19 protein-coding genes are annotated in these 20,760 nt (G+C 68.7%); 5 read left to right on the top strand and 14 right to left on the bottom strand.

The annotated features are described in order from the left end of the window. Position 1: 1 nt before the first annotated feature. The 6 genes from ACWDUM_RS27275 to ACWDUM_RS27300 all read right to left on the bottom strand — a co-directional run bounded on the left by ACWDUM_RS27275 (position 2) and on the right by ACWDUM_RS27300 (position 6,133). On the bottom strand, positions 2–2,365 hold the full coding sequence (locus ACWDUM_RS27275) for a CaiB/BaiF CoA transferase family protein (protein ID WP_450136409.1): 2,364 nt from the start codon (positions 2,363–2,365) through the stop codon (positions 2–4). Positions 2,366–2,453: 88 nt separating this feature from the next. Then, a complete protein-coding gene (locus tag ACWDUM_RS27280) occupies positions 2,454–2,594 on the bottom strand; it encodes a hypothetical protein (RefSeq protein ID WP_450136410.1) in 141 nt (46 codons plus the stop codon). Between the two features lie 47 nt (positions 2,595–2,641). Beyond that, positions 2,642–2,791, bottom strand: a complete 150-nt coding sequence (locus tag ACWDUM_RS27285; protein WP_450116788.1) for a hypothetical protein — start codon at positions 2,789–2,791, stop codon at positions 2,642–2,644. Between the two features lie 156 nt (positions 2,792–2,947). Then, positions 2,948–3,688 carry a 3-oxoacyl-ACP reductase FabG gene (gene fabG / locus ACWDUM_RS27290; RefSeq protein WP_450136411.1) on the bottom strand — a complete coding sequence of 247 codons (741 nt, stop codon included), beginning with the start codon at positions 3,686–3,688 and terminating at the stop codon, positions 2,948–2,950. A 47-nt stretch (positions 3,689–3,735) separates the two neighbouring features. Beyond that, entirely contained in the window at positions 3,736–4,944 is a 1,209-nt protein-coding gene (locus ACWDUM_RS27295) for a CaiB/BaiF CoA transferase family protein (protein WP_450136412.1), read from the bottom strand. Position 4,945: 1 nt separating this feature from the next. After that, positions 4,946–6,133, bottom strand: a complete 1,188-nt coding sequence (locus tag ACWDUM_RS27300) for an acyl-CoA dehydrogenase family protein (RefSeq protein ID WP_450136413.1) — start codon at positions 6,131–6,133, stop codon at positions 4,946–4,948. Positions 6,134–6,244: 111 nt separating this feature from the next. Between ACWDUM_RS27300 and ACWDUM_RS27305 the strand changes: the two genes are divergently transcribed. Beyond that, positions 6,245–7,459, top strand: coding sequence for a CoA transferase (locus ACWDUM_RS27305; protein ID WP_450136414.1), 1,215 nt, complete (start codon positions 6,245–6,247; stop codon positions 7,457–7,459). A gap of 74 nt (positions 7,460–7,533) precedes the next feature. On the opposite strand, the gene ACWDUM_RS27310 is transcribed toward ACWDUM_RS27305, so the two are convergent. Both ACWDUM_RS27310 and ACWDUM_RS27315 read right to left on the bottom strand, forming a co-directional pair. Further along, the gene (locus ACWDUM_RS27310; protein ID WP_450116783.1) at positions 7,534–9,045 is read right to left on the bottom strand and encodes a TRAP transporter large permease; all 1,512 of its coding nucleotides are present in this window, start codon (positions 9,043–9,045) and stop codon (positions 7,534–7,536) included. Continuing rightward, positions 9,042–9,644 carry a TRAP transporter small permease gene (locus tag ACWDUM_RS27315; protein ID WP_450136415.1) on the bottom strand — a complete coding sequence of 201 codons (603 nt, stop codon included), beginning with the start codon at positions 9,642–9,644 and terminating at the stop codon, positions 9,042–9,044. The genes ACWDUM_RS27310 and ACWDUM_RS27315 overlap by 4 nt, the downstream gene beginning before the upstream one ends. A gap of 341 nt (positions 9,645–9,985) precedes the next feature. On the opposite strand from ACWDUM_RS27315, the gene ACWDUM_RS27320 reads away from it, so the two are divergent. After that, positions 9,986–10,432, top strand: a complete 447-nt coding sequence (locus ACWDUM_RS27320) for a Zn-ribbon domain-containing OB-fold protein (protein ID WP_450136416.1) — start codon at positions 9,986–9,988, stop codon at positions 10,430–10,432. Continuing rightward, positions 10,410–11,603, top strand: coding sequence for a thiolase C-terminal domain-containing protein (locus ACWDUM_RS27325; protein WP_450136417.1), 1,194 nt, complete (start codon positions 10,410–10,412; stop codon positions 11,601–11,603). Before ACWDUM_RS27320 ends, ACWDUM_RS27325 begins: the two co-directional genes overlap by 23 nt. A gap of 169 nt (positions 11,604–11,772) precedes the next feature. Here the strand turns inward: ACWDUM_RS27325 and ACWDUM_RS27330 are convergent, their stop codons facing one another. From ACWDUM_RS27330 to ACWDUM_RS27355, 6 genes are all read right to left on the bottom strand, one after another. Continuing rightward, positions 11,773–13,065 (bottom strand): acyl-CoA dehydrogenase family protein, encoded by a 1,293-nt coding sequence (locus ACWDUM_RS27330; protein WP_450136418.1) that lies wholly within the window; start codon positions 13,063–13,065, stop codon positions 11,773–11,775. A 72-nt stretch (positions 13,066–13,137) separates the two neighbouring features. Beyond that, positions 13,138–13,902, bottom strand: coding sequence for an SDR family NAD(P)-dependent oxidoreductase (locus ACWDUM_RS27335; RefSeq protein ID WP_450136419.1), 765 nt, complete (start codon positions 13,900–13,902; stop codon positions 13,138–13,140). Continuing rightward, entirely contained in the window at positions 13,899–14,987 is a 1,089-nt protein-coding gene (locus ACWDUM_RS27340; protein WP_450136420.1) for an NADP-dependent oxidoreductase, read from the bottom strand. Before ACWDUM_RS27340 ends, ACWDUM_RS27335 begins: the two co-directional genes overlap by 4 nt. Then, positions 14,987–15,748: an SDR family NAD(P)-dependent oxidoreductase gene (locus ACWDUM_RS27345; RefSeq protein WP_450116776.1), complete on the bottom strand. Its 762-nt coding sequence runs from the start codon at positions 15,746–15,748 to the stop codon at positions 14,987–14,989. Before ACWDUM_RS27345 ends, ACWDUM_RS27340 begins: the two co-directional genes overlap by 1 nt. A gap of 46 nt (positions 15,749–15,794) precedes the next feature. Further along, positions 15,795–16,973, bottom strand: coding sequence for a thiolase family protein (locus tag ACWDUM_RS27350; RefSeq protein ID WP_450136421.1), 1,179 nt, complete (start codon positions 16,971–16,973; stop codon positions 15,795–15,797). Positions 16,974–17,021: 48 nt separating this feature from the next. Continuing rightward, positions 17,022–18,512 (bottom strand): AMP-binding protein, encoded by a 1,491-nt coding sequence (locus tag ACWDUM_RS27355; RefSeq protein ID WP_450136422.1) that lies wholly within the window; start codon positions 18,510–18,512, stop codon positions 17,022–17,024. Between the two features lie 221 nt (positions 18,513–18,733). Here ACWDUM_RS27355 and ACWDUM_RS27360 point away from each other — a divergent pair, with 221 nt between their 5' ends. Together ACWDUM_RS27360 and ACWDUM_RS27365 are read left to right on the top strand one after the other, a co-directional pair. Then, positions 18,734–19,774 carry a phosphotransferase family protein gene (locus tag ACWDUM_RS27360; RefSeq protein WP_450136423.1) on the top strand — a complete coding sequence of 347 codons (1,041 nt, stop codon included), beginning with the start codon at positions 18,734–18,736 and terminating at the stop codon, positions 19,772–19,774. 18 nt (positions 19,775–19,792) lie between these two features. Then, the gene (locus ACWDUM_RS27365; RefSeq protein ID WP_450116772.1) at positions 19,793–20,719 is read left to right on the top strand and encodes an enoyl-CoA hydratase; all 927 of its coding nucleotides are present in this window, start codon (positions 19,793–19,795) and stop codon (positions 20,717–20,719) included. Positions 20,720–20,760 lie beyond the last annotated feature (41 nt).

Raw genomic sequence — 20,760 nt, forward strand, 5'->3', positions numbered from 1 at the left:
TCTACGATTCCTTTGCTGCGACCGTGGGCAGCTTGCACACGGTCGCCATCAGTGCGGCGACCTCGTCGGTGCTGTAGCCCAGTCCCTCGAGGATCTCGGCCGAGTGCTGACCGAGCCGAGGACTGCCACCCTTGAAGCTCCCCGGGGTGTCGGACAGATGGATCACCATGCCGACCTCGCGCGACCAGCCGTACTCGGGATGGTGGTGTTCGACGACGCGCTGCGACTCGAGCGCCCACTCCTCCCACAGCAGTTCCGGCATGATCGGGTAGTCGAGCGGGATCTCCGCCGGGACACGGTTGTCGTCGAGCAGTTTGAATGCGTCGGAGCTGTCGAGTTCGGCGAATCGGGCCGCGAGGAGACCGGCGAGCGCATCGGCGTTCGCCGTCCGTCCCGCGGTGGTCACGAAGCGGCTGTCGGCCGCGAGATCGGTCAGGCCGAGGGCCGAGACCAGGCGCCCGAAGGCCGCGTCGCCGAACACCGCGATGGCGATCCAGCCGTCGGACGTGCGGTACAGGCGGTAGAGGGGCGAGAGCCCCATCTGCTCCGAGTCGAGCTGGTGTGCGGGCACCGCGGTGCCGTCGAGCGTGGCCGAGTGCTCGCTGATCACGAACAGGCTCGAATGCAGCTGCGGGCTCTCGACGTACTGTGCCGTACCGGTGTTCAGTCGGTGGTGCAGCGCCAGCAGGACGGTGACGGCGCCGAGGAATCCGTTGTAGAGGTCCTCGTTGCCGATGACACGACGGATGGGGGCGTTGCCCTTGCCTGCCCCCTCGAAGTTCAGGCCGACCAGTCCCGACACCAGCGGAGCGAACGACTTGAGCGTCGACTTCGGCCCGGCGGAGCCGAACCCCGGCAGGTAGGCGTAGATCAGGTCCGGGTTGATGGCCTTGAGCTGCTCGTAACCGAGGCCGATCTTCTCGGCCTTGCCGGGGCGGTAGTTCTGCATCACGACGTCGGCCTCCGCGACCAGCCGGTGCGCGATCTCCTGGCCTTCGGGGGTCCGCATGTCGAGCGCGATGTTCCGCTTGCCTCGGTTGGCGCCCTCGAACAGGTCGCCGAGGGGCCGCATCTGGTCGCCGACGAGCGGCTCCACCTTCACCACGTCCGCACCGAGGTCGGACAGCAGCCGGGCACCGAAACCCGTTGCGAAGTAGGAACTGAAGTCGACGATCTTCACTCCCTGCAACGGAGCCGTCACCGATCCACCGGGGGCGGCCGGCGCCCACACCGCGGAGCGGGCCACCTCGCCGATCCGCTCGTTGTGTTCACCGATGCGGGGAGCCGGCGCGGGGGTCGCGGGTGACGACTTCTCGAAACGGATCACCGGACCGACCTGGCGGAGGGTGCCGTGATCGGCGTCCGGGAGTTCGATGGCGACCTCGGCGAACTTCACCTGATCGTCCTCGAACGTCTCCTCGGGATGCAGCACCGGCAGTGCGGCGATGTCCGCGGCGTGGAACAGCTCCAGCCATTCGTCGCGGGGCCGGGACCGGAAGGCCTCGGGGACCTTGTTCCGGGCGATGTCGAGTTCGACCTCGTCGAGCGGCACCGCCATCTCGGGGCCGTCGATCGTCTGGGTCTGCTCACCGAAGCCGAGGATGTCCATCATCCGCTTGTACGAGCCGGGGCCGCCGGTGTGCGGAATCAGCCACTTGCCGTCCGCGCACTGGAAGGGATCGGTGATCAGTCGCTTGTTGCCGAATCCGGTCTGGGTGCCGCTGCGCGCCAGGTAGGAGATGTCCTTCTCGTTCCACCACCAGTTCATCGACGAGATCGCCAGCATGCCGTCGAGCAGGGAGGTGTCGACCTTCTGCCCGGCGCCGTTGATCTTCCGCGCCCGCAGGGCGGCGAGGATTCCGATCGTGGTGATGAACGCGGTGCCGTACGAGACGGTCGGGTGCCCCATGAAGATCGGGCCGTCGCGGTGGCCACGCTGCTCGGCCATCTGGCCGAGCCGGGCGTTGAGCAGTGCCTCGTAGCCGGGGCGGGACGCGAGCGGGCCCGTGTTGCCGTATCCGGTGACCGAGCAGTACACCAGCTCGGGGAACATCTCGTGCAGCCGGTCGTAGCCGAGCCCGAGGGCGTCCGCCTTGCCGGCGCCGAAGGATTCGACGAAGACGTCCGCACCGGCGAGGAGTTGCTCGGCGATCGCACGACCCTCGGCGGTGCCCAGATCGGCCTCGACACTCCACTTTCCGCGGTCGGTGGACTTACGCACCGCCGTGTCCGCGTCGATCGCGCCACCGGGACGTTCGAGCTTGACGACGCGGGCGCCGTAGTCGGCCAGCATCATCGTCGAGATGGCTGCCGGCATACCCCAGCTCGCATCGATCACGACGAGTCCGTCGAGTGGACCAGCCATCTGAGCACTCCTTCTGTTACGCGACGGCCACAGCGACCGTCACGTGTCGGACGGCATTGCAGCACATAGATTTTGGTTGATGCCCTACTCAGTCGGACGACGGCAGGGGCTTGGCGGTGAGCAGTTCCATCGGCGCTCCGTGGCAGGTGAAGGTGCCCTCACCCTTCTTGACGCAGATGACCTGGGTCTCACACGTTGCGCACGTGTAGCGCTTGCCGATCTCGTTCATGTGGATTCTCCTCGATGTGGTGACAGACCAGGGCCGACCGTGGGCGGTCAGCTGCCGGCGAAGGTGACCTCGAGGGCCGCGCCGCAGCAGGTCAGCGCGGAGCCGCCTGCCGTCGTGACGATCGCTTCAGAACCGCACTCGTTGCAGCGCAGCCGGCTTCCGTTGGTGGCCTCCGTGCCGGGGGTGGTGTCGGACATGTCCGCTCCTTTGCCGTTGGGCGCACCGGGCCGACCAGGTGTGGTCCACCTCTCACGTCCGGCGCGAACGTTACCTAGTTCACTATAATGATAGTCATGGATTGAGGCAAGGGGTCCGACCGGTGTGGAGGACGCCGCCTCGGGACACTGCGACCGTCACATGAGACGGCCGCCGGTCACCTCGAGCACGGTGCCCGTCATGTAGCTCGACATGTCGCTGGCCAGGAACAACACCACCGAGGCGATCTCGCTGGGCTCACCCGCGCGGCCGAGCGGGATCTCCGCCATCTTCTGTTCCCAGATGCGTTCGGGCATGGCCTCGGTCATCGGAGTCCGGACCAGGCCGGGCTGCACCGCGTTGACACGGACGTTCTTGAACGCGACCTCTTTCGCGGCGGCCTTCGTCAGACCCACGATGCCGGCCTTGGCGGCCGAGTAGTTCGTCTGCCCGACCAGCCCGACCTTGCCGGACAGCGAGGAGATGTTGACGATCACGCCCGCGCCGTACTCGCGCATCCGGTTCGAGGCCGCCCGGGTGCCGTTCCAGGCACCCTTGAGATGGACCGCGATGATGTCGTCGAAGTCCTGCTCGGTCATCTTGCGCATGGTCGCGTCCCGCGTCATGCCCGCGTTGTTGACGAACACCCCGAGCGGCCCGAAGGCGCTCTCGGCTGTGTCGATCACGGCCTCCACCGCAGCGCCGTCACGGACATCGCATCGGACGAAGCGCGCCACCTCGGCGCCGCCGAGCTCGGCCTCCGCCTTCGCGCCCGCCTCGTCGTTGATGTCGGCGATGACGACCTTCGCGCCCTCGGCGATGAAGGTCCGCGCGATCTCCAGACCGATACCCTGCGCGGCCCCCGTGACGACGGCGACCTTTCCTTCCAACAAGCCCATTACCCGCTCCACATTCGTGTCTGTCCGACCCGGCGACCGGGTCCGAACTACTGGACGATTCCGGCGGTCCGCAGTGCGGCCACCTGCTCGGTGCTCAGCCCGAGTTCGGCGAGCACGAGGTCGGTCTGCTCCCCCAGCGCCGGGACCGCGCCCATGCGCATCTCGACATCCCGGAAGGTCATCGGTGGCAGCACGGCCCGGATCGGACCGGCCTCGGTCTGCACGTCACGCCAGCGATCGCGCGCCTCGAGCTGCGGGTGCGCGATCAGGTCCTTCATGTCGCCGAGCTGCGCCGCCGGGATGCCGGCCTTGGCGAGTCGGTCGTCGAGTTCCCCGGTACCGAATGCGGAGGTCAGCTCGCCGACGAGCGCGTCCACCTCGGCGCGGTTCTGCACGCGCAGGATGTTCGTTGCGAATCGCGGATGGTCCGCGAGGTCCGGGCGCTCGAACACGTCCGTGACGAGAGTGCGCCAGCCCCGGTCGTTCTGGACGCCGATGAGAATCTGTCCGTCCCGGGTCGGGTAGGCGTCGTAGGGAGCGATGGACGCGTGCGAGAGTCCCATCCGCCGGATCTGCACGTCCTGGTACATCTGCATGTACATCGGGTGGCCGAGCCATTCGACGGTCGCGTCGAACATCGCCACGTCGACGGTGGCGCCCTTGCCGGTCCGTTCCCGGCGGAACAGTGCCGCCTGGATCGCGGTGAGCGCGTACATCCCGGCCGCGATGTCGGACGTGGGAATCCCGGTCTTGGTCGCGGTCTCCGGCGTGCCCGTGATGGAGATCAGTCCGGTCTCGGCCTGGACCAGCATGTCGTAGGCCTTGCGGTCGACGAACGGGCCGGACGTGCCGTACCCGGACATGTTGACCACGATCAGTTCCGGGTGGTCCGCACGCAGGTCCTCGGCACCGAGCCCGAGCCGGTCGGCGGCGCCGGGCGCGGAGTTCTGGATGAACACGTCGGCCTCGGCCACCAGTGCCTTGACGGCGGCGAGACCCTCCGGGGCCTTGAGGTCGACGCAGATCGACTCCTTGCCGCGGTTGAGCCACACGAAGTGCGACGCGAGGCCGTGCACGGCCGTGTCGTAGTTCCGGGCGAAATCGCCCTCGCCGATCCGTTCGACCTTGATCACCCTGGCGCCGAGATCGGCGAGGTGCCGGCTGGCGATCGGGGCCGCGACGGCCTGTTCGAGGCTGACGACCGTGATGCCCGCGAGCGGGAGGTCGGTGTCGACGGTGACTGCGTCGGAATCCATCTCAGCGCCCCCCGCCCGCGGCGGCCTTCTTGGCGGCGTTCACCAGGCCGCCACCGATGATCAGGCGCTGGATCTCGCTGGTGCCCTCGTACAGGCGCAGCAGCCGCACGTCGCGGTAGATCCGCTCGACGGGCACCTCCCGCATGTAGCCGGTACCGCCGTGGATCTGGACGCCGAGATCGGCTGCCCGACCCGCCATCTCGGTGCAGTAGAGCTTGACGGCGGACGGCCCGATCCGTCGGTCCTCACCCGAGACGTAGCGTTCGGCGACCTCACGCACCATTGCGCGCCCGGCCATCACGCCGGCCGCGATGTCGGCGATCATCGCCTGCACGAGCTGGAAATCACCGATCGGCGTGCCGCCCTGGGTTGCGGTGGCGGCGTATGCCACCGACTCGTCCAGCACCCGCTGCGCGGTACCGACCGCGAGCGCCGCGATGTGGACGCGTCCGCGGGCCAGCGAGGTCATCGCGGCGCGGTATCCGACGTCCTCGTTGCCGCCGACCAGCGCTCCGTGCGGAACCCGGACGTCGGAGAAGTGCACGTCGGCCGTCCATGCACCCTCCTGCCCCATCTTCCGGTCCTTGGGCGAGACAACGACGCCCGGCGTGTCGGCGGGCACGAGGAAGACGGCGATTCCGGTGCCGTTCTCGTCGGCGGGCCGGGTGCGGGCGAACACCACGAACAGATCGGCCAGCGGCGCGTTGGTGATGAACCGCTTCTCGCCGTTGATGATCCAGTCGTCGCCTTCCCGGACCGCCTTGGTCCGCAGCCCGGCCGGGTTGGATCCTGCGCCGGGCTCGGTCAGAGCGAACGAGGCGACGATGTCACCCGAGGCGATGCCCTCGAGCCACTGCGCCTTCTGCTCGTCGGTGCCGAAGCCGACCAGCACCTGCCCCGCGATGCCGTTGTTGGTGCCGAACATCGACCGCAGGGACAGGGCCGTGTAGCCGAATTCCATTGCCAGCTGGACATCCTGGGTCAGGTCCAGCCCGAGACCACCCCATTCCTGCGGGATCGCATAGCCGAACAGCCCCATCGCCGCCGCGTTCTTGCGGACGTCGTCGGGGATGCTGTCGGTGTCTGCGATCTCCTGCTCACGCGGCACGACTTCCTTGCGAATGAACTCGCGGGTCTGCGCCAGGATGTCAGCGAAATCTTCCGGACCTACTGCCGAAACGGATGCCATGGTGGAAGTATTGCGTCCAAGAATCCTGCGTGTCAATACTATGGTGTGAATTATTATCATTGTTTCTGAAATGCCTGATCAGAAGCCATTCAGACCGGAGGATCCACCACAATGACCACACCGACCACCCGGCCCCTCGACGGCCTCCGGATCATCGAGATCTCGAGCTTCGTCGCCTCGCCACTGTGCGGCCTCACGCTGTGCCAACTGGGCGCCGAGGTCATCCGAATCGATCCGATCGGGGGCGCCGCGGACATCGACCGCTGGCCGCTCACCGCCGAGGGCGAGTCCATCTACTGGACCGGACTCAACCGGGGCAAGAGATCCCTGGCGCTGGACCTGCGCAGCCCCGAGGGCCAGGACATCGTCCGGCGCCTCGTGACCGCACCCGGCACCGGCGGCGGGATCCTGGTGACCAATGCCGGCGGTCGGCGCTGGATGAGTCACGAGACCCTGTCCGCGCTGCGCCCGGACGTCATCACCCTCGAGCTGCTGGGCCGCCACGACGGCCGCCCCGGCGTGGACTACACCGTCAACGCCGCGCTGGGATTCCCCCAGATCACCGGACCCGTGAATCACGCAGGCGCAGTGAACCACGCACTGCCCGCGTGGGACGTCGCGGCCGGGCTGCACGCGGCGCTCGCAGTCGCGGCTGCGGTCCACCGGCGCGAGGCCACCGGGGAGGGCTCCCGGATCGTCCTCCCCCTCGAGGACGTTGCCCTCGCGACCGCGGGCGCCCTGGGCTACCTCACCGAGGTGCAGGTCAACGGCACCGGCCGGACCGGCACCGGCAACGACGTGTACGGCACGTACGGCACGGATTTCGTCACCGCCGACAACGAGCGGTTCATGATCGTCGCGCTGACGCCCCGCCACTTCCGGGACCTGGTCGCGGTCACCGGGACCGAGAAGCCGGTCACGGCACTGGAATCCGCCCTCGAGGCAGACTTCGGCCGCGAGAGCGATCGATACGAGCATCGCGAGGTCCTCACCGCACTGTTCGCCAAGTGGTTCCGGTCGCATCACGCCGACGAGGTCGGGCGGGCACTGGGCGCGTCCTCGGTCCTGCACGAGCGGTACCGCACCTTCGAGCAGGTGGTCCGGTCCGGATCACTCGAGAGCAACCCACTCTTCGCCCCGCTGGCACAGCCACGCATCGGCGACTACCTCGCCGCCGCGATGCCCGCGTCCTTCGACGGCACCCACCTGCACACCGGCCCGGCCGCCCGACTGGGCGAGGACGGCCCGGACATCCTGCGCGAGGTCCTGTCCCTCGACGAGGGCGAGGTCGCTGCTCTCACGAACGCGGGCGTGCTCGCGGTGTAGCCGCCCCGCCCAACCAACGACGTTCGGCCGGAAGGGAACACCCTTCCGGCCGAACGTTTCCGCGGACCCGTCGGCTAGCCGCCCGACCGGTCGGGCAGGAAGGTCGAGATCTCCGGGAAGAAGATCAGCACCAGGACCACCACGAGCGCCATCGGCAGGAACCACAGCGACGCGACGAACACGTCCTTGAGCGGAATGTTCTTACCCAGGTTGACCTGGGGGTCCTTCGCGATCGAATGGATGACCATCGCCAGGATTCCGACCGGCGGCGACAGGATCGCGAGCTCGCCCATGAAGACGGTGAACGCGCCGAACCACAGCAGCGAGATGTCGAGCGACTCGAGCGTGGGGATCAGGATCGGGACGGTCAGCACCATCATCGGCAGCGGTTCCATGAACGCGCCGAGGAGCAGGTAGATCAGCGTCATCAGCAGCAGGAACTCGACACGGCCGAGATCCATCTTGGTGATCACGTCGGCGAACCCGTTGCTGATGCCCGTCAGGGTCATCATCCGGGACAGCGCCTCCACACCGATGAGCAGCAGGAACACCGCGCCCACCGTGGAGACCGTGCCGATGGCGCCGTCCGTGATCGCGCGCAGCGCACCACCGGTCTTGCGCTTCCAGATGAACACCACGCCCACCGAGCACAGCGCCGCGACCGCACCGGCCTCCGTCGCGGTGAAGACCCCGGAGAACATGCCGCCGATGATGACGAAGATCAGCACCGGAACCGGCCACGCCGCAACAAGGCTCGCGAAGCGTTCCTTCCAGGACACCTGCGCGGCGGCGACGCGGTTCTCCTTCGGGCCGGCCAGATCCTTGCCGAAGATCGCGAACAGGATGATCGCGACGCTGAACAGGATGGCCACCAGGACACCGGGGCCGATGCCGGCGAGGAGCTGCTTGCCGACCGGGACCTCGGCGATGCCCGCGTACAGCACGAGCAGGATGCTCGGCGGAATCAGCTGCCCGGGAAGCCCGGCGACGATGACCGCACCGATCGCGAGGCGGCGGTCGTAACCGGCCTTGAGCATCTCGGGGATGCCGATGCGCCCGAGAGCATAGGCGGTGCCGGTGGTCGAACCGCTGACCGCGGCGAGGCCGGCGCCGGCGACGTTGGTGCCCACCGCGAGGCCGCCCGGCATCCAGCCGAGCCAGTGCCGCGCCGCCGTGTAGAGGTTGGCGGTCAGGCCCGACTTCCACATCAGCAGGCCCATCAGGACGAACATCGGCACGACACTGAGGGTCCAGCTGGCGACCTGGTCGTAGGGCAGCGACGACAACGCCGTCACGACGGTCTTCTCGCCGCGGATCGCATAGAGGCCCGCGAAGGACGGGATGATCATCGTCAGGGCAACCGGCACCCGCAGGAACAGCAGCACCAGCATCATCACCAGTGCCGCGCACCCGATGGCTCCGGGCTTGAGCGGCATGAAGATCGCCGCCGTCGATGCGACGAGCAGCACGACGAGGGTGCCGAAGACCGCCCACGAGCGAACGGTGTGCTTGTTGCTCGGACCGACCGGTGGTGGCTCGATCGGACGGGGGTCCGCATTCTCTGCGGGAGCGGCAGCGGTGGTCATTTCTTCTCCGAATCCGATGTGGTGAGGGCCGGGGCCTCGAGCGCGCGCTCGGCCTCGATCTCGGCGTTGATGCGTTCGACCTCGGCGTCGGTCGCGTCCTCGTCCTCGTAGCCGCGCAGGGCGCGCACGGCGGCGTAGCCGATCTGGACGGTGAGCACACCGAAGGACAGCGGCACGAGGAACTGAACCGGCCACGAGACGACCGTCGACACGCCGGCCGTCTTGCCGATCTCGCGGGCGTGCAACGCATCTTCGAGTCCGTACCAAGCGAATCCGAGCATCACGACGGCGGTCAGGACGTAGCCGACGAACAGCACCCACCGCCGGACACGGAGCGGGAAGTAGTGGGTCACCAGGTCCGCGACGATGTGCTCGCCCCGAGCCTGCGCGGCCATGAATCCGAGCAGCGCGATGATCGGCAGGTAGATGTACTGGGTGATCTCCAGTGTGTTCTGGATCGGACTCGAGGCGAACGCCCGCAGCAAGGCGTTGGCGGTCACGTGAAGCATCATGACGAACAGCACGATGACGGCCGGGACCTCGATGAAGAGCAGCAGCCGGTTGGGCCGCGTACTCGAAGCGCTCGATGATGCGCTCATGTGAACTCCGCAGGATTGAGGGGATGGGACGCGGTGACACTCGGCGGGGAATCGGGCTCGCGGGCCGACTGCCAGGGGCGGGTTTCGCTGTGCGGCACGGCGATCTCGCACCACCTTCCGTCGTGATCCACGTCACCGTCGATGCGGATATCATTCGCCTGAATTAGATCCAAAGTCAAGCTTTCATGCGAATGATTTGCATTGAACTCGCACGGGCCGCACGTCCCGGCCTTCGCCGTGGGCAACTTGACGAAACAGAGACCGGCGTCACAGAATGCCTAATAGATGAATACCATTATCTACATTTGCGGACAACCCGCACGCACCCCCGAGGAGGTCGGATGAGTCGACCGATTCCGCCGCTCAAGCCCCTGCCCCGCGCCGACGAAACCTCGGCACCGTACTGGGCCGCAGCCGGTGAACACCGGCTGTCACTGCAGTTCTGCGGTGCGTGCGACCGCTTCGTGCACCTGCCGGCCACGTTCTGCCCGCGGTGCACCGGGGACGACCTGACCTGGCGCGACGTCTCCGGCCGCGCGACGCTGTACTCGTACACGGTGATGCACGACTCGCCCGGTCCCGGCTTCGCCGACTCGCTCCCCTATGTCGTTGGCGTCGTGGAGATCGACGAGCAGCCCGGTCTCCTGGTCACGACCAACCTGCTCGACGTCTCCCCCACCGAGCTGCGCATCGGCATGCCACTGGAAGTGGCGTTCGAGGAGCTCACGCCGGACGCGGTCGTACCCCAGTTCCGCCCGAGGAGGGATGACCATGTGGAACTTTCGTGACAAGGTGGCGATCGCCGGGATCGGCTACACCGAACTGGTCCGGCGCAATCCGCGGTCGCTGGCCGACCTGACCGTCGAGGCGACCGACCTGGCCCTGGCCGACGCCGGCCTCGGCCGCAGCGACATCGACGGCCTCGCCACCACGCCGACCATGCCGGTGTACGGCGGCGAGAAGGGCAACCAGGACGGCGTCGACGTCGTGACTCCGGGATTCCTGGCGCAGGCGCTGGGCATTCGCGACGCGATCACCTGGCTGGGCAACACCACCCCGATGGTCACGCACGCCGCGATCGACGCGATCAACGCGCTCGTCGCCGGTGCGTGCACCCATGTCGTTCTCTACCGCGCTCTCCACATGCCCGTGGGCCGCTACTCGAACTACACGGCCACGCATGCCGCGGGCAAGGACCAGTTCTTCGCGCCGTACGGGTTCTCCATGCCTGCCGGATGGGCGGCGACGGTGGCGCGACGGTATCTGGACCTGTCCGGCGCGACCCGGGAATCGCTGGCCAACTTCATCGTCGACAACCGGGAGAACGCACACCGCAACCCGAACGCCTTCTTCCGGGGCAAGACGCTGACCAAGGACGAGTACCTGGCATCGCGGATGATCGCGGACCCGATCACGATGCTGGACTGCGACCTTCCGGTCGACGGGGCGGTCGCGATCGTCCTCACCCGCACCGAACGGGCGCGGGAGCTGCGGAACCCTCCGGCGCTGATCACCGGGTACGCAGCGAGCAACCACGTCGGCGCCACCGGCGTGCCGATGGCGTTGGAGGACATCCTCGACGGGTCCGCGCGCACCGGTGAACGTCTCTGGGCCGCAGCCGGAATCGATCGCACGGAGATCGACGTGGCACAGCTCTACGACGGCTTCTCGATCTTCACGTACACGTGGCTCGAGGGCCTCGGTTTCGTCAACCGTGGTGAGGCCGCCGGTTTCATCGACGACGGGCACGCCCGGCTCGGCGGATCACTGCCGATCAACACCGGCGGTGGTTGCCTCGCCGAAGGCCGCCTGCACGGCATGACCCAGCTGACCGAGGCCGCCTACCAGGTGACCGACCGCGCGGGCGACCGCCAGGTGCCCGGTGCGTCCCGCTCCGTGGTCACGGTGTCCAACGGGCTCGCAGGCTCCACCGCGTTCGTCGTCAGCCGCGACCGCTGACCGCCCCACCCCTTGTACCCCCACTCCTCCCCCCCATTGACCGAATGTGGGATCCGGTCAGTTGAAGTGAACGAATCCCACATTCGGTCAAAGGGGTGGCGGGGGCGAGTGGCATACGAGAAGGGCCCCGGAGCAGTTCACATCGCTCCGGGGCCCTTCTCGTGCGTGCCTAGCCGTCGAGGGCGCTCAGCTCGGCCGCGAACTTGGCGCGGGCCTGATCCTCGAGAGCGGGCAGGTGGTAGCTCGGGAACAGCCCCTCGTGCGGGGTCGCGTCGCGCAGCAGCTGACGGGCGAGGCTGACCTTGTGGATCTCGGTCGCGCCGTCGGCGAGGCCCATGTGGTAGGACTCGAACAGCCACTTGCCCAGGGGCAGTTCCTTGGACACACCGAGCGAACCGTGCAGCTGCACCGCCCGCGAGGACACGTCGAGGAGCACCTTCGGCATCGCAGCCTTGACCGCCGCGATGTCCTTGATGACCTTGCGGTAGTCGTTCTCCTGGTCGATCCGCCACGCGGTGCGCAGCACCAGCAGCCGGAACTGCTCGAGCTGGAGCCACGAGTCGGCGATCATCTCCTGCACCATCTGCTGATCACCGAGACGCTTGCCGCGCGTCGTGCGGGAGACGGCGCGCTCGAGCATCATGTCGAGCGAACGCTTGACCAGGCCGACCGTGCGCATCGCGTGGTGGATGCGGCCGCCGCCGAGACGGGTCTGCGCCACCTCGAAGCCCTGCCCGACCCCGCCCAGGATGTGGTCCTTGGGGATCCGTACGTCGGTCCAGCGGGTGTAGGCGTGGGTGCCGACCTCGTAGTCGTGGCCCCACACCCCGGTGTTGCGCACGATCTCGACACCCGGGGTCTCGGCCGGGACGATGAACTGCGAGAGTCGCCGGTGCGGCTCCGCCTCCGGGTCGGTCACGGCCATGATGATGTAGAACGATGCGAAGCGGGCGTTCGACCCGAACCACTTCTCGCCGTTGATCACCCACTCGTCACCGTCGAGGACCGCGGTGGTCTCGAACTCGATCGGGTTGGACCCGCCCTGCGGCTCCGTCATCGCGTAGCAGGAGACGATCTCGTTCTCGATCAGCGGCTTGAGGTACCGCTCCTTGAGTTCCGGGGTGCCGTAATGGGCGAGGATCTCGGTGTTGCCCGAGTCCGGCGCCTGGGCGCCGAAGACGATCGGACCGGAGTGGGTTCGGCCGACGATCTCGTTGAGCAGGGCGAGCTTCAGCTGGCCGTAGCCCTGCCCGCCCAGTTCGGGACCGAGGTGCGTGGCCCACAGGCCCTTCTCCCGAACCTTGTCCTGCAGCGGCGGGATCAGCTTCTGCCGCAGCGGATCCTTCAGGTCCCACGCGTGGGTGATGACCTGGTCGATCGGCTCGACCTCGGTGGTGACGAACTCGTCGGCCCAGTCGAGCACCTTCTGGTACTCGGGGTCGGTCTCGAATCCCCAGCTCATGTCCTGGTTCCTTTCGTGAGAGTGAGCCGTGAGTCCTCGGCGTCCCGTGGCGGGCCGAAAGGACTCACGGGGTCAGCGCATTGCGGTGCGGCCACCGTCGACGGGGAGGATCGCGCCGGAGGTGTAGGTGGACGAGGGGCCGGCGAGATACAGTGCCGCGCCGATGATCTCGTCCGGATTTCCGGCCCGGCCCAGCGGCAGCGCGGCCATCTTCTCCGCGACGACGTCCATGTCCCACGCCTTGCTGATGTCGGTGAGGAACGGCCCCGCCATGATGGCGTTCACCCGCACGTTCGGTCCGTACGCCTGCGCGAACCCCTTGGTGAGGATGTTCAGGCCGGCCTTCGCCGCGGCGTAGGGCAGGTCGCCCGGAGTGGGCCGCTCCGACGCGATCGAGCTGATGTTGATGATCGACCCGCCCGCACCCGCGGCCATCCGCGGCGCGATCAGCGTGGTGAGCCGGAAGGCGCCCTTGAGGTTGACGTCGAAGACCTTGTCGAACAGCGCCTCGGAGATCTCCTCGAGGCTCGAGTACAACGGCGACATTCCGGCGTTGTTGACCAGGATGTCGACCTTGCCGAACTCCTCGTAGGCGCGTGCCACCAGCTGATCCTGGGCGTCCCAGTCGCCGACGTGGCAGGCGACGGGCAGCGCGCGCCGGCCGGTGGTCTCGGCCACCTCGGCCGCGAGCGCCTCACAGCTGTCGATCTTGCGGCTGACGATGATCGTGTCCGCACCGGCCTTCGCGAACGCCAGCACCATCTCCCGGCCCAGCCCCCGGCTACCGCCGGTGACGAGAGCGACCTTGCCCTCCAGGGGAAGTGCAGGTGCCGTCATCGTTGTACCTCCTTGTCGGGCGAGTACGTCCCGCCGAGAACCTGTGAATCGTCGGCACTGTCGGCGATCGGGACGATCGCCTTGCCGGTCGCGCTGCCGTCCAGCATGCCGAGGAACGCGTCCCACGCGCCGGCCACCCCGCCACCGAACGCGGTGTGCACCGACCGGACGCGTCCGGACTCGATCCACCCGGTCATCTGGTCCTCGAACTCGTCCCGCGCGTGAAGGTGGTCGCGGTGCAGGAAGCCCTCCATCCGGGCCCGCCGCCAGATCAGCTTGATGAGGTTGCTCGGGCCGGGTTGAGGCGTCGCCGAGTTGTAGATGCTGATCATCCCGCACAGCGCGATCCGCGCGTGGTCGTTGATCACCCGGATCGCCGCCTCGAGATGCTCGCCACCGACATTGTCGAAGTAGACGTCGAGACCGCTCGCACCCACCTCCGCGAGCGCTCCGCGCAGTTGCCCGCTGATCGGGCCGTCGTGATGGTCGAAGGCGGCGTCGGCGCCGAGTTCCCGCGCCAGCGCCACCTTCTCGGGTGATCCGGCGCTGGCGATCACGGTGGCACCGCGCAGCTTCGCGAGCTGGACCGCGGTGGAGCCGACCGCCCCAGCCGCCGAAGACACGAACACCACGTCCCCGGCACGCACCCGCGCGATCCGGTCGATGCCGATCCATGCGGTCATCCCGGGGATGCCCAGCACGCCGAGGTACGCGGCCGGATCGACCCGCCCGGCCCCGAGCAGCCGGCACTCGGCGGCGGGGACCGACGAGTACTCCCGCCAGCCGAAGTCGTGCAGGACCAGCGCGCCGACCGGCACCGCCGGGTCGGCGGACTCGGTGACCCGGCCAACTGTCGGCGCGCGCAGCGGTTCGCCGATCGGGTAGGGCTCGGCGTAGGTCGACTCCCCGCCCATCCGGCCGCGCATGTACGGCTCGACGGACATCACGAGGTTGCGCACCCGCACCTCGCCCGCCGAGGGGTTGGGCAGCGTCCGGACGACCAGTTCGACATCCGAGTCGACCGGTCGCCCGGTGGGACGCGCCCGCAGGACCCACTCGTGGCTGTCCACCGGCAGGCCGGTCATCAGCGCGGCGCCATCCGGATCGCGCCGTCGAGCCGGATGACCTCACCGTTGAGCATCGGGTTGGACACGATGTGTGCTGCGAGAGAACCGAATTCGGCCGGGTCGCCGAGCCGGCTCGGGTGCGGGATCTGTGCGCCGAGCGAGGCCTTCGCCTCGTCGCCGAGGCCGCCGAGCAGCGGGGTGTCGAACAGTCCCGGCGCGATGGATACGACGCGGATCGCGAGCGAGGCCAGGTCGCGGGCGAGCGGCAGGGTCATGCCCGCGACGCCGGCCTTCGAGGCCGCGTAGGCGGCCTGCCCGATCTGCCCCTCGTAGGCCGCGACCGAGGCGGTCGTGACGATGACGCCGCGCTCCTCGCCCTCGAGTTCGAGCTTCGACATCCGCTCGGCGGCCAGCCGGATCACGTTGAAGGTGCCGATCAGGTTGATGGTGACGACCTTCGTGAACACGTCGAGCGGGAACACTCCCTTGCGGCCGACCACGCGCAGCGACCGGCCGGTGCCCGCGCAGCTCACGACGGCGCGCAGCTCGCCGAACGCCTCGGCGGCGTCGAGCGCGGCCGCGACGGCGACCTCGTCGGTGATGTCGGCCGGGGCGAAGATCGCGTTCTCCCCCAGTTCGGCGGCGACGGCCGCGCCGTTCGACGTGGGCAGGTCGAGCAGGACGACCTTCGATCCCTGCTCGATCAGCTGACGGGCCGTCGCGAGCCCGAGACCGGAGGCACCTCCGGTCACTACGGTGACCTTGCCATTGATGTTCACGAGTGCGCCTTCCTTGACTGCTGTCGGGAGATACGTTGCCGGGTCGTCAGATACGTTCGACGAGAAGAGCGTTCGCCATGCCGCCGTGCTCGCACATCGTCTGCAGGCCGTACCGGCCACCGGTGCGTTCGAGCTGGCCGACCATGGTCGCGAGCAGCCGCACACCAGAGGCGCCGATCGCGTGGCCGAGGGAGATGGCACCGCCGGCGGGGTTGAGCCGCGCCGGGTCCGCACCGAACTCGCGGGCCCAGGCCAGCGGCACCGAGGCGAAGGCCTCGTTGACCTCGTAGACGTCGATGTCGGCGATGGACAGACCGGTGCGGTCCAACAGTTTCTGCGTCGCCGGGATCGGTGCGGTGAGCATGTACAGCGGGTCGTCACCGGCGACGGTGAAGTCGACGAACCGGGCACGCGGGGTCAGGCCGAGCTCGGCTGCCTTCTCCTCGGACATGATCAGCGTCGCGGCGGCCGCGTCGGTCAGCGGCGACGAGTTGCCCGGGGTGATCATCCAGCCCAGCCCCGGGAAGCGCTGCTCGGACTCGTCGGACCGGAAGGAGGCCCGCAGCCCGCCGAGGCTCTCCGGGGTGGTGGCGGCGCGAATCGTCTCGTCCCGGTCGTGGACGCCGGCGGGGACGGCCACCGGCACGATCTCGCGGTCGAAGTGGCCGGCCGCGGCGGCCGACGCGGCACGCCGGTGGGACTCGAATGCGTAGGCGTCGACGTCGTCCCGGGTCATGCCCCACTTCGTCGCGACCAGTTCCGCGGCCACACCCTGGCTGATCCAGCCCTCCGGGTAGCGCTGCCCCAGCCCGACACCGACCAGGTCCCGGCCCATCGGGGCGGTGCCCATCGGCACCCGGCTCATCGACTCGACACCGCAGGCGATCACGACGTCGTAGGCGCCGGCGATCACGCCCTGCGCGGCGAAGTGGACGGCCTGCTGGCTCGATCCGCAGGCCCGGGTGACGGTGGTCGCCGGGGTGGACTCGGGCAGGCCCGCCGCCAGCATCGCGGAGCGGGTGATGTTGCCGGCCTGCTCAGACGCCTGGCTGACGGTGCCGCCGATGACGTCGTCGACGAGAACCGGGTCGATCTCGTTGCGCGCCATCAGGCCACGCAGCACTTCCGCGAGCAGGTCGATCGGGTGCACCTCGGAGAGCGCCCCGCCGGCCTTGCCCCGGCCGGACGCCGATCGGACGACGTCGACGATGACGGCATTACGCATTGGATCCTCCAACGGATGGTGAAAGGTGTTGTGGGGAAAGCTCCCCGGTCAGCCTGCGGCGGGCTCGGTGATCTGCGCGACGAGGTCCCGGCGGACCAGTTTGCCGGTGGCGGTCTTGGGCAGTTCGTCCACGAAGACCACCTCGTCGGGGGTGCGCGAGCCGCGCAGCCGCTCCCGGCACCACGTGCGGATCGACTCGGAGTCGGCGTGCTCGGCGCCGACCGGCACGATCACGGCGCAGATGCGCTCGCCCCACTCGTCGTCCGGCACACCGATGACCGCCAGTTCGCGGACGTCGTCGTGGCGGACGAGCACGTCCTCGATCTCGGCCGGGGCGATGTTCTCGCCGCCGCGGATGATGGTGTCGTCGGCACGGCCACCGATGTACAGGTAGCCGTCCTCGATGCGGGCGCGGTCACGGGTGGGGAACCAGCCGTCGGCGTCGAGCGCGGAACCCTTGCCCATGTACTCGCCGCTGACCTGGGCGCCCCGCACCCACAGCAGACCGGTCTCGCCGTCGCCGAGGATCTCCTCGTTCTCGCCGCGGATCTGCGCCTCCATGCCGGGGACGATGCGCCCGACCGAGCCGAGCCGTCCGCGCAGCGCCGGATCGGCGAGCGCGTCGCGGTGATCGTCGGGCCCGAGCACCGCGATGGTGGAGCTGGTCTCGGTGAGTCCGTAGGCGTTGACGAATCCGGTGTCCGGGAAGGCGACCAGTGCGCGTTCGAGCACCGGCTGCGGCATCCGTGCGCCGCCGTAGGCGAGCGAGCCCAGCGCCGGGGTGTTCGCGGGCGCGCCGTCGAGGTGCTCGACGACCCGGGCCAGCATGGTCGGCACCACCATCGCACTGGTGATGCCCTCCTCGCGGACCAGGTCCAGCCAGGCCGGCGGGGAGAAGTCGGGCAGGTGCACCATGCGGCGCCCGGCGTAGATGTTGCTCAGGACCGCGCCCATGCCTGCCACGTGGTAGGGCGGCGTGCTGACCAGCGTCGCCTGTTCCTCACCCGCGGAACCGAATTCGACGGTGTTGAACAGGTAGGACAGCAGGTGCTGGTGGCGCAGCAACACGCCCTTCGGAGCCGACGTCGTGCCGCTGGTGAACAGGACGATGGCGGTGGCGTCGTCCGGGACGGGCACCGCGTCCACCTGGGTCGCGGCGCGCGCGAGATCGAGGAACTCCTCGCTGGTGAGCACCGTGTCCGCGGCACCGTCGAGCTTGTCCCGGTAGGCCGGGTCGGTGACGATCAACGGGCGGTCGAGCTGGGCGACCAGGTCACGCAGCTGATCGGTTGCGAGACGATAGTTCAGGGGCGCGAGGGGAACGCCGGCCCGAGCCGCGGCGAAGGTGAGGACGGGGAGCACCGGCCCGTTCACGCCGACGAACACGAGGTGCGCGGCACCGTGCTCGGTCAGGACCGCGGCACCGCCGGAGGCGATGTCGCTGAGCTGCTGGTAGGTCATTCCCGCGCCGCGGCGGCCGACGGCGAGCCTGTCGGGATTGACCGATGCGGCCATGTCCAGAACCATTTCGATACCCATTGCACCACCTGGTGAGAACGCTTGGATTGTTGATGTGCACACGAGGTGCGGGGCCACATGCGGCAGGAACATGCCGGCCATCTGACGCAAACGATAACAACTATGCGCCTGAATGTGAAGTGAATCATGACAATGGTTGCAAGCAATGTGTATGGTGCGGTGAGCGAGTGCCCCAGATCACTCGCCCAGCACGAACCAACGAGAGACACGAGGTGCTTCCGATGCGCGACCCGGTGGACATCACCGCTCTGACGGCCTGGCTGGATCACAGCGGCGTCGGCACCGGACCGGTCGAGAACGTGGTCGCCCTGACCGGCGGCACCCAGAACATCCTGGTCAAGTTCACCCGGGACGGCGTCGACTACGTCTTCCGTCGGCCCCCGCTGCACAAGCGCAGCAACAGCGACGAGACCATGCGCCGGGAGGCCCGCATCCTCGAGGCACTGGCGGACAGCGGTGTGCCCCACCCCCGCCTGGTCACCTCGTGCGAGGACCTCGACGTGATGGGCTGCTTCTTCTTCGTGATGGAGGCGATCGAGGGATTCACCGCGACGACCGAGGTGCCCGAGCCGCACGCCTCCTCCGCCGAGGCGCAGCACGCGATGGGACTGTCGATGGTCGACGCCGCGGCCGCGCTCGGCGCCCTCGACCCGGCCGTCCTCGGGCAGGCCCAGGTGGACCGCGCCGACGGCTGGATCGACCGCCAGGTCGGCCGCTGGCGCCGCCAGCTCGACTCCTACCACGAACTCGACGGCTGGCCCGGACCCGATCTCGACGGCCTCGACGAGATCGGCACGTGGCTCGACGATCACCGCCCCGCCGAGTGGCGGAAGGGAATCATCCACGGCGACTACCACTTCGGCAACGTGATGTTCCGCAGGGACGCAGCCGAGGTGGCCGCGGTGGTGGACTGGGAACTGGCCACGGTCGGCGACCCTCTCCTCGACCTCGGGCACCTGCTGGCCAGCTGGCCGAACCCGGACGAGCCGCGCACCGCGGGCCTGGCCCGCCGGCTCGACGGCCTCCCCCGCCGCGACGAGGTGATCGCCCGCTACGGCGCCGTCAGCGGCCGGGACATGTCCGGCTTCGACTGGTACCAGGTCCTCGCCTGCTACCGGCTCGCCATCCTCCTCGAAGGCACCCACGCCCGCGCCTGCGCGGGCAAGGCCGACGCCGACCTCGGCCGGCGTTTCCACGGTGTCTCCCAAGCACTTCTCGACCAGGCACGCACCCTCGTCCAGGCCTCCTCCGCGACGGTCTGACCCGAAAGGACCACCGGCATGAGCACAGTCGGCACCGACCCCACCACCGAGGTGGACTACAAGTATCTCCGCTACGAGACCCACGACGAGGGCACCATCGCCCGGATCGTGCTGAGCCGGCCCAAGTACCGCAACGCGCAGAACCGCGGGCTGCTCGTCGAACTCACCGAGGCGTTCCTGCGGGCCGAGGCAGACGACACCGTCCGCGTGGTGATCCTCGCCGGCGACGGGCCCGTCTTCTCCTCCGGGCACGACCTCGGCAGCCCGGACTACAAGGCCGAACGGGATCCGGGACCGGACCAGCACTGGTCGTACGGCTGCACCGGCGGCACGAAGGACGCCGTCGAGTCGCGGCACCACCAGGAGTGGCACTACTTCTTCGAGAACACCCGCCGCTGGCGCAACCTGCGCAAGATCACCATCGCGCAGGTGCACGGCAACGTCTTCTCCGCGGCGCTGATGCTGACCTGGGCGTGCGACCTCATCGTCGCCGCGGAGGGCACCCAGTTCGCCGACGTCGTCGCCACCCGCCTCGGCATGTGCGGCGTCGAATACTTCGGCCACCCCTGGGAGTTCGGTCCGCGCAAGGCCAAGGAACTCCTCCTCACCGGCGACTGCCTCGACGCCGAGGACGCCCGCGCACTCGGCATGGTGAGCAAGATCTTCCCGGCCGACGACCTCGGCGAGCGCACCCTCGAGTTCGCCCGTCGCATCGCCCAGGTGCCCACCATGGCGGCGCTGCTGGTCAAGGAGTCGGTGAACCAGAGCCAGGACGCGATGGGATTCTCCAACGCGCTCGACGCCTGCTTCACGATCCATCAGCTCAGTCACGCGCAGTGGACGCACCTCTCCGGCGGCAAGAGCCCGGTCGGGACGCCCGAACTCGGCCTGCCGGACTGGAAGACGGCACCGCCGGTGCAGCGGGCGGACCCGTACCGTCCGTAGCCCGCGCCCAGCGAGAACGGCGCCCCCACACGGGTGGGGGC

Source organism: Rhodococcus sp. NPDC003322 (assembly GCF_053589555.1).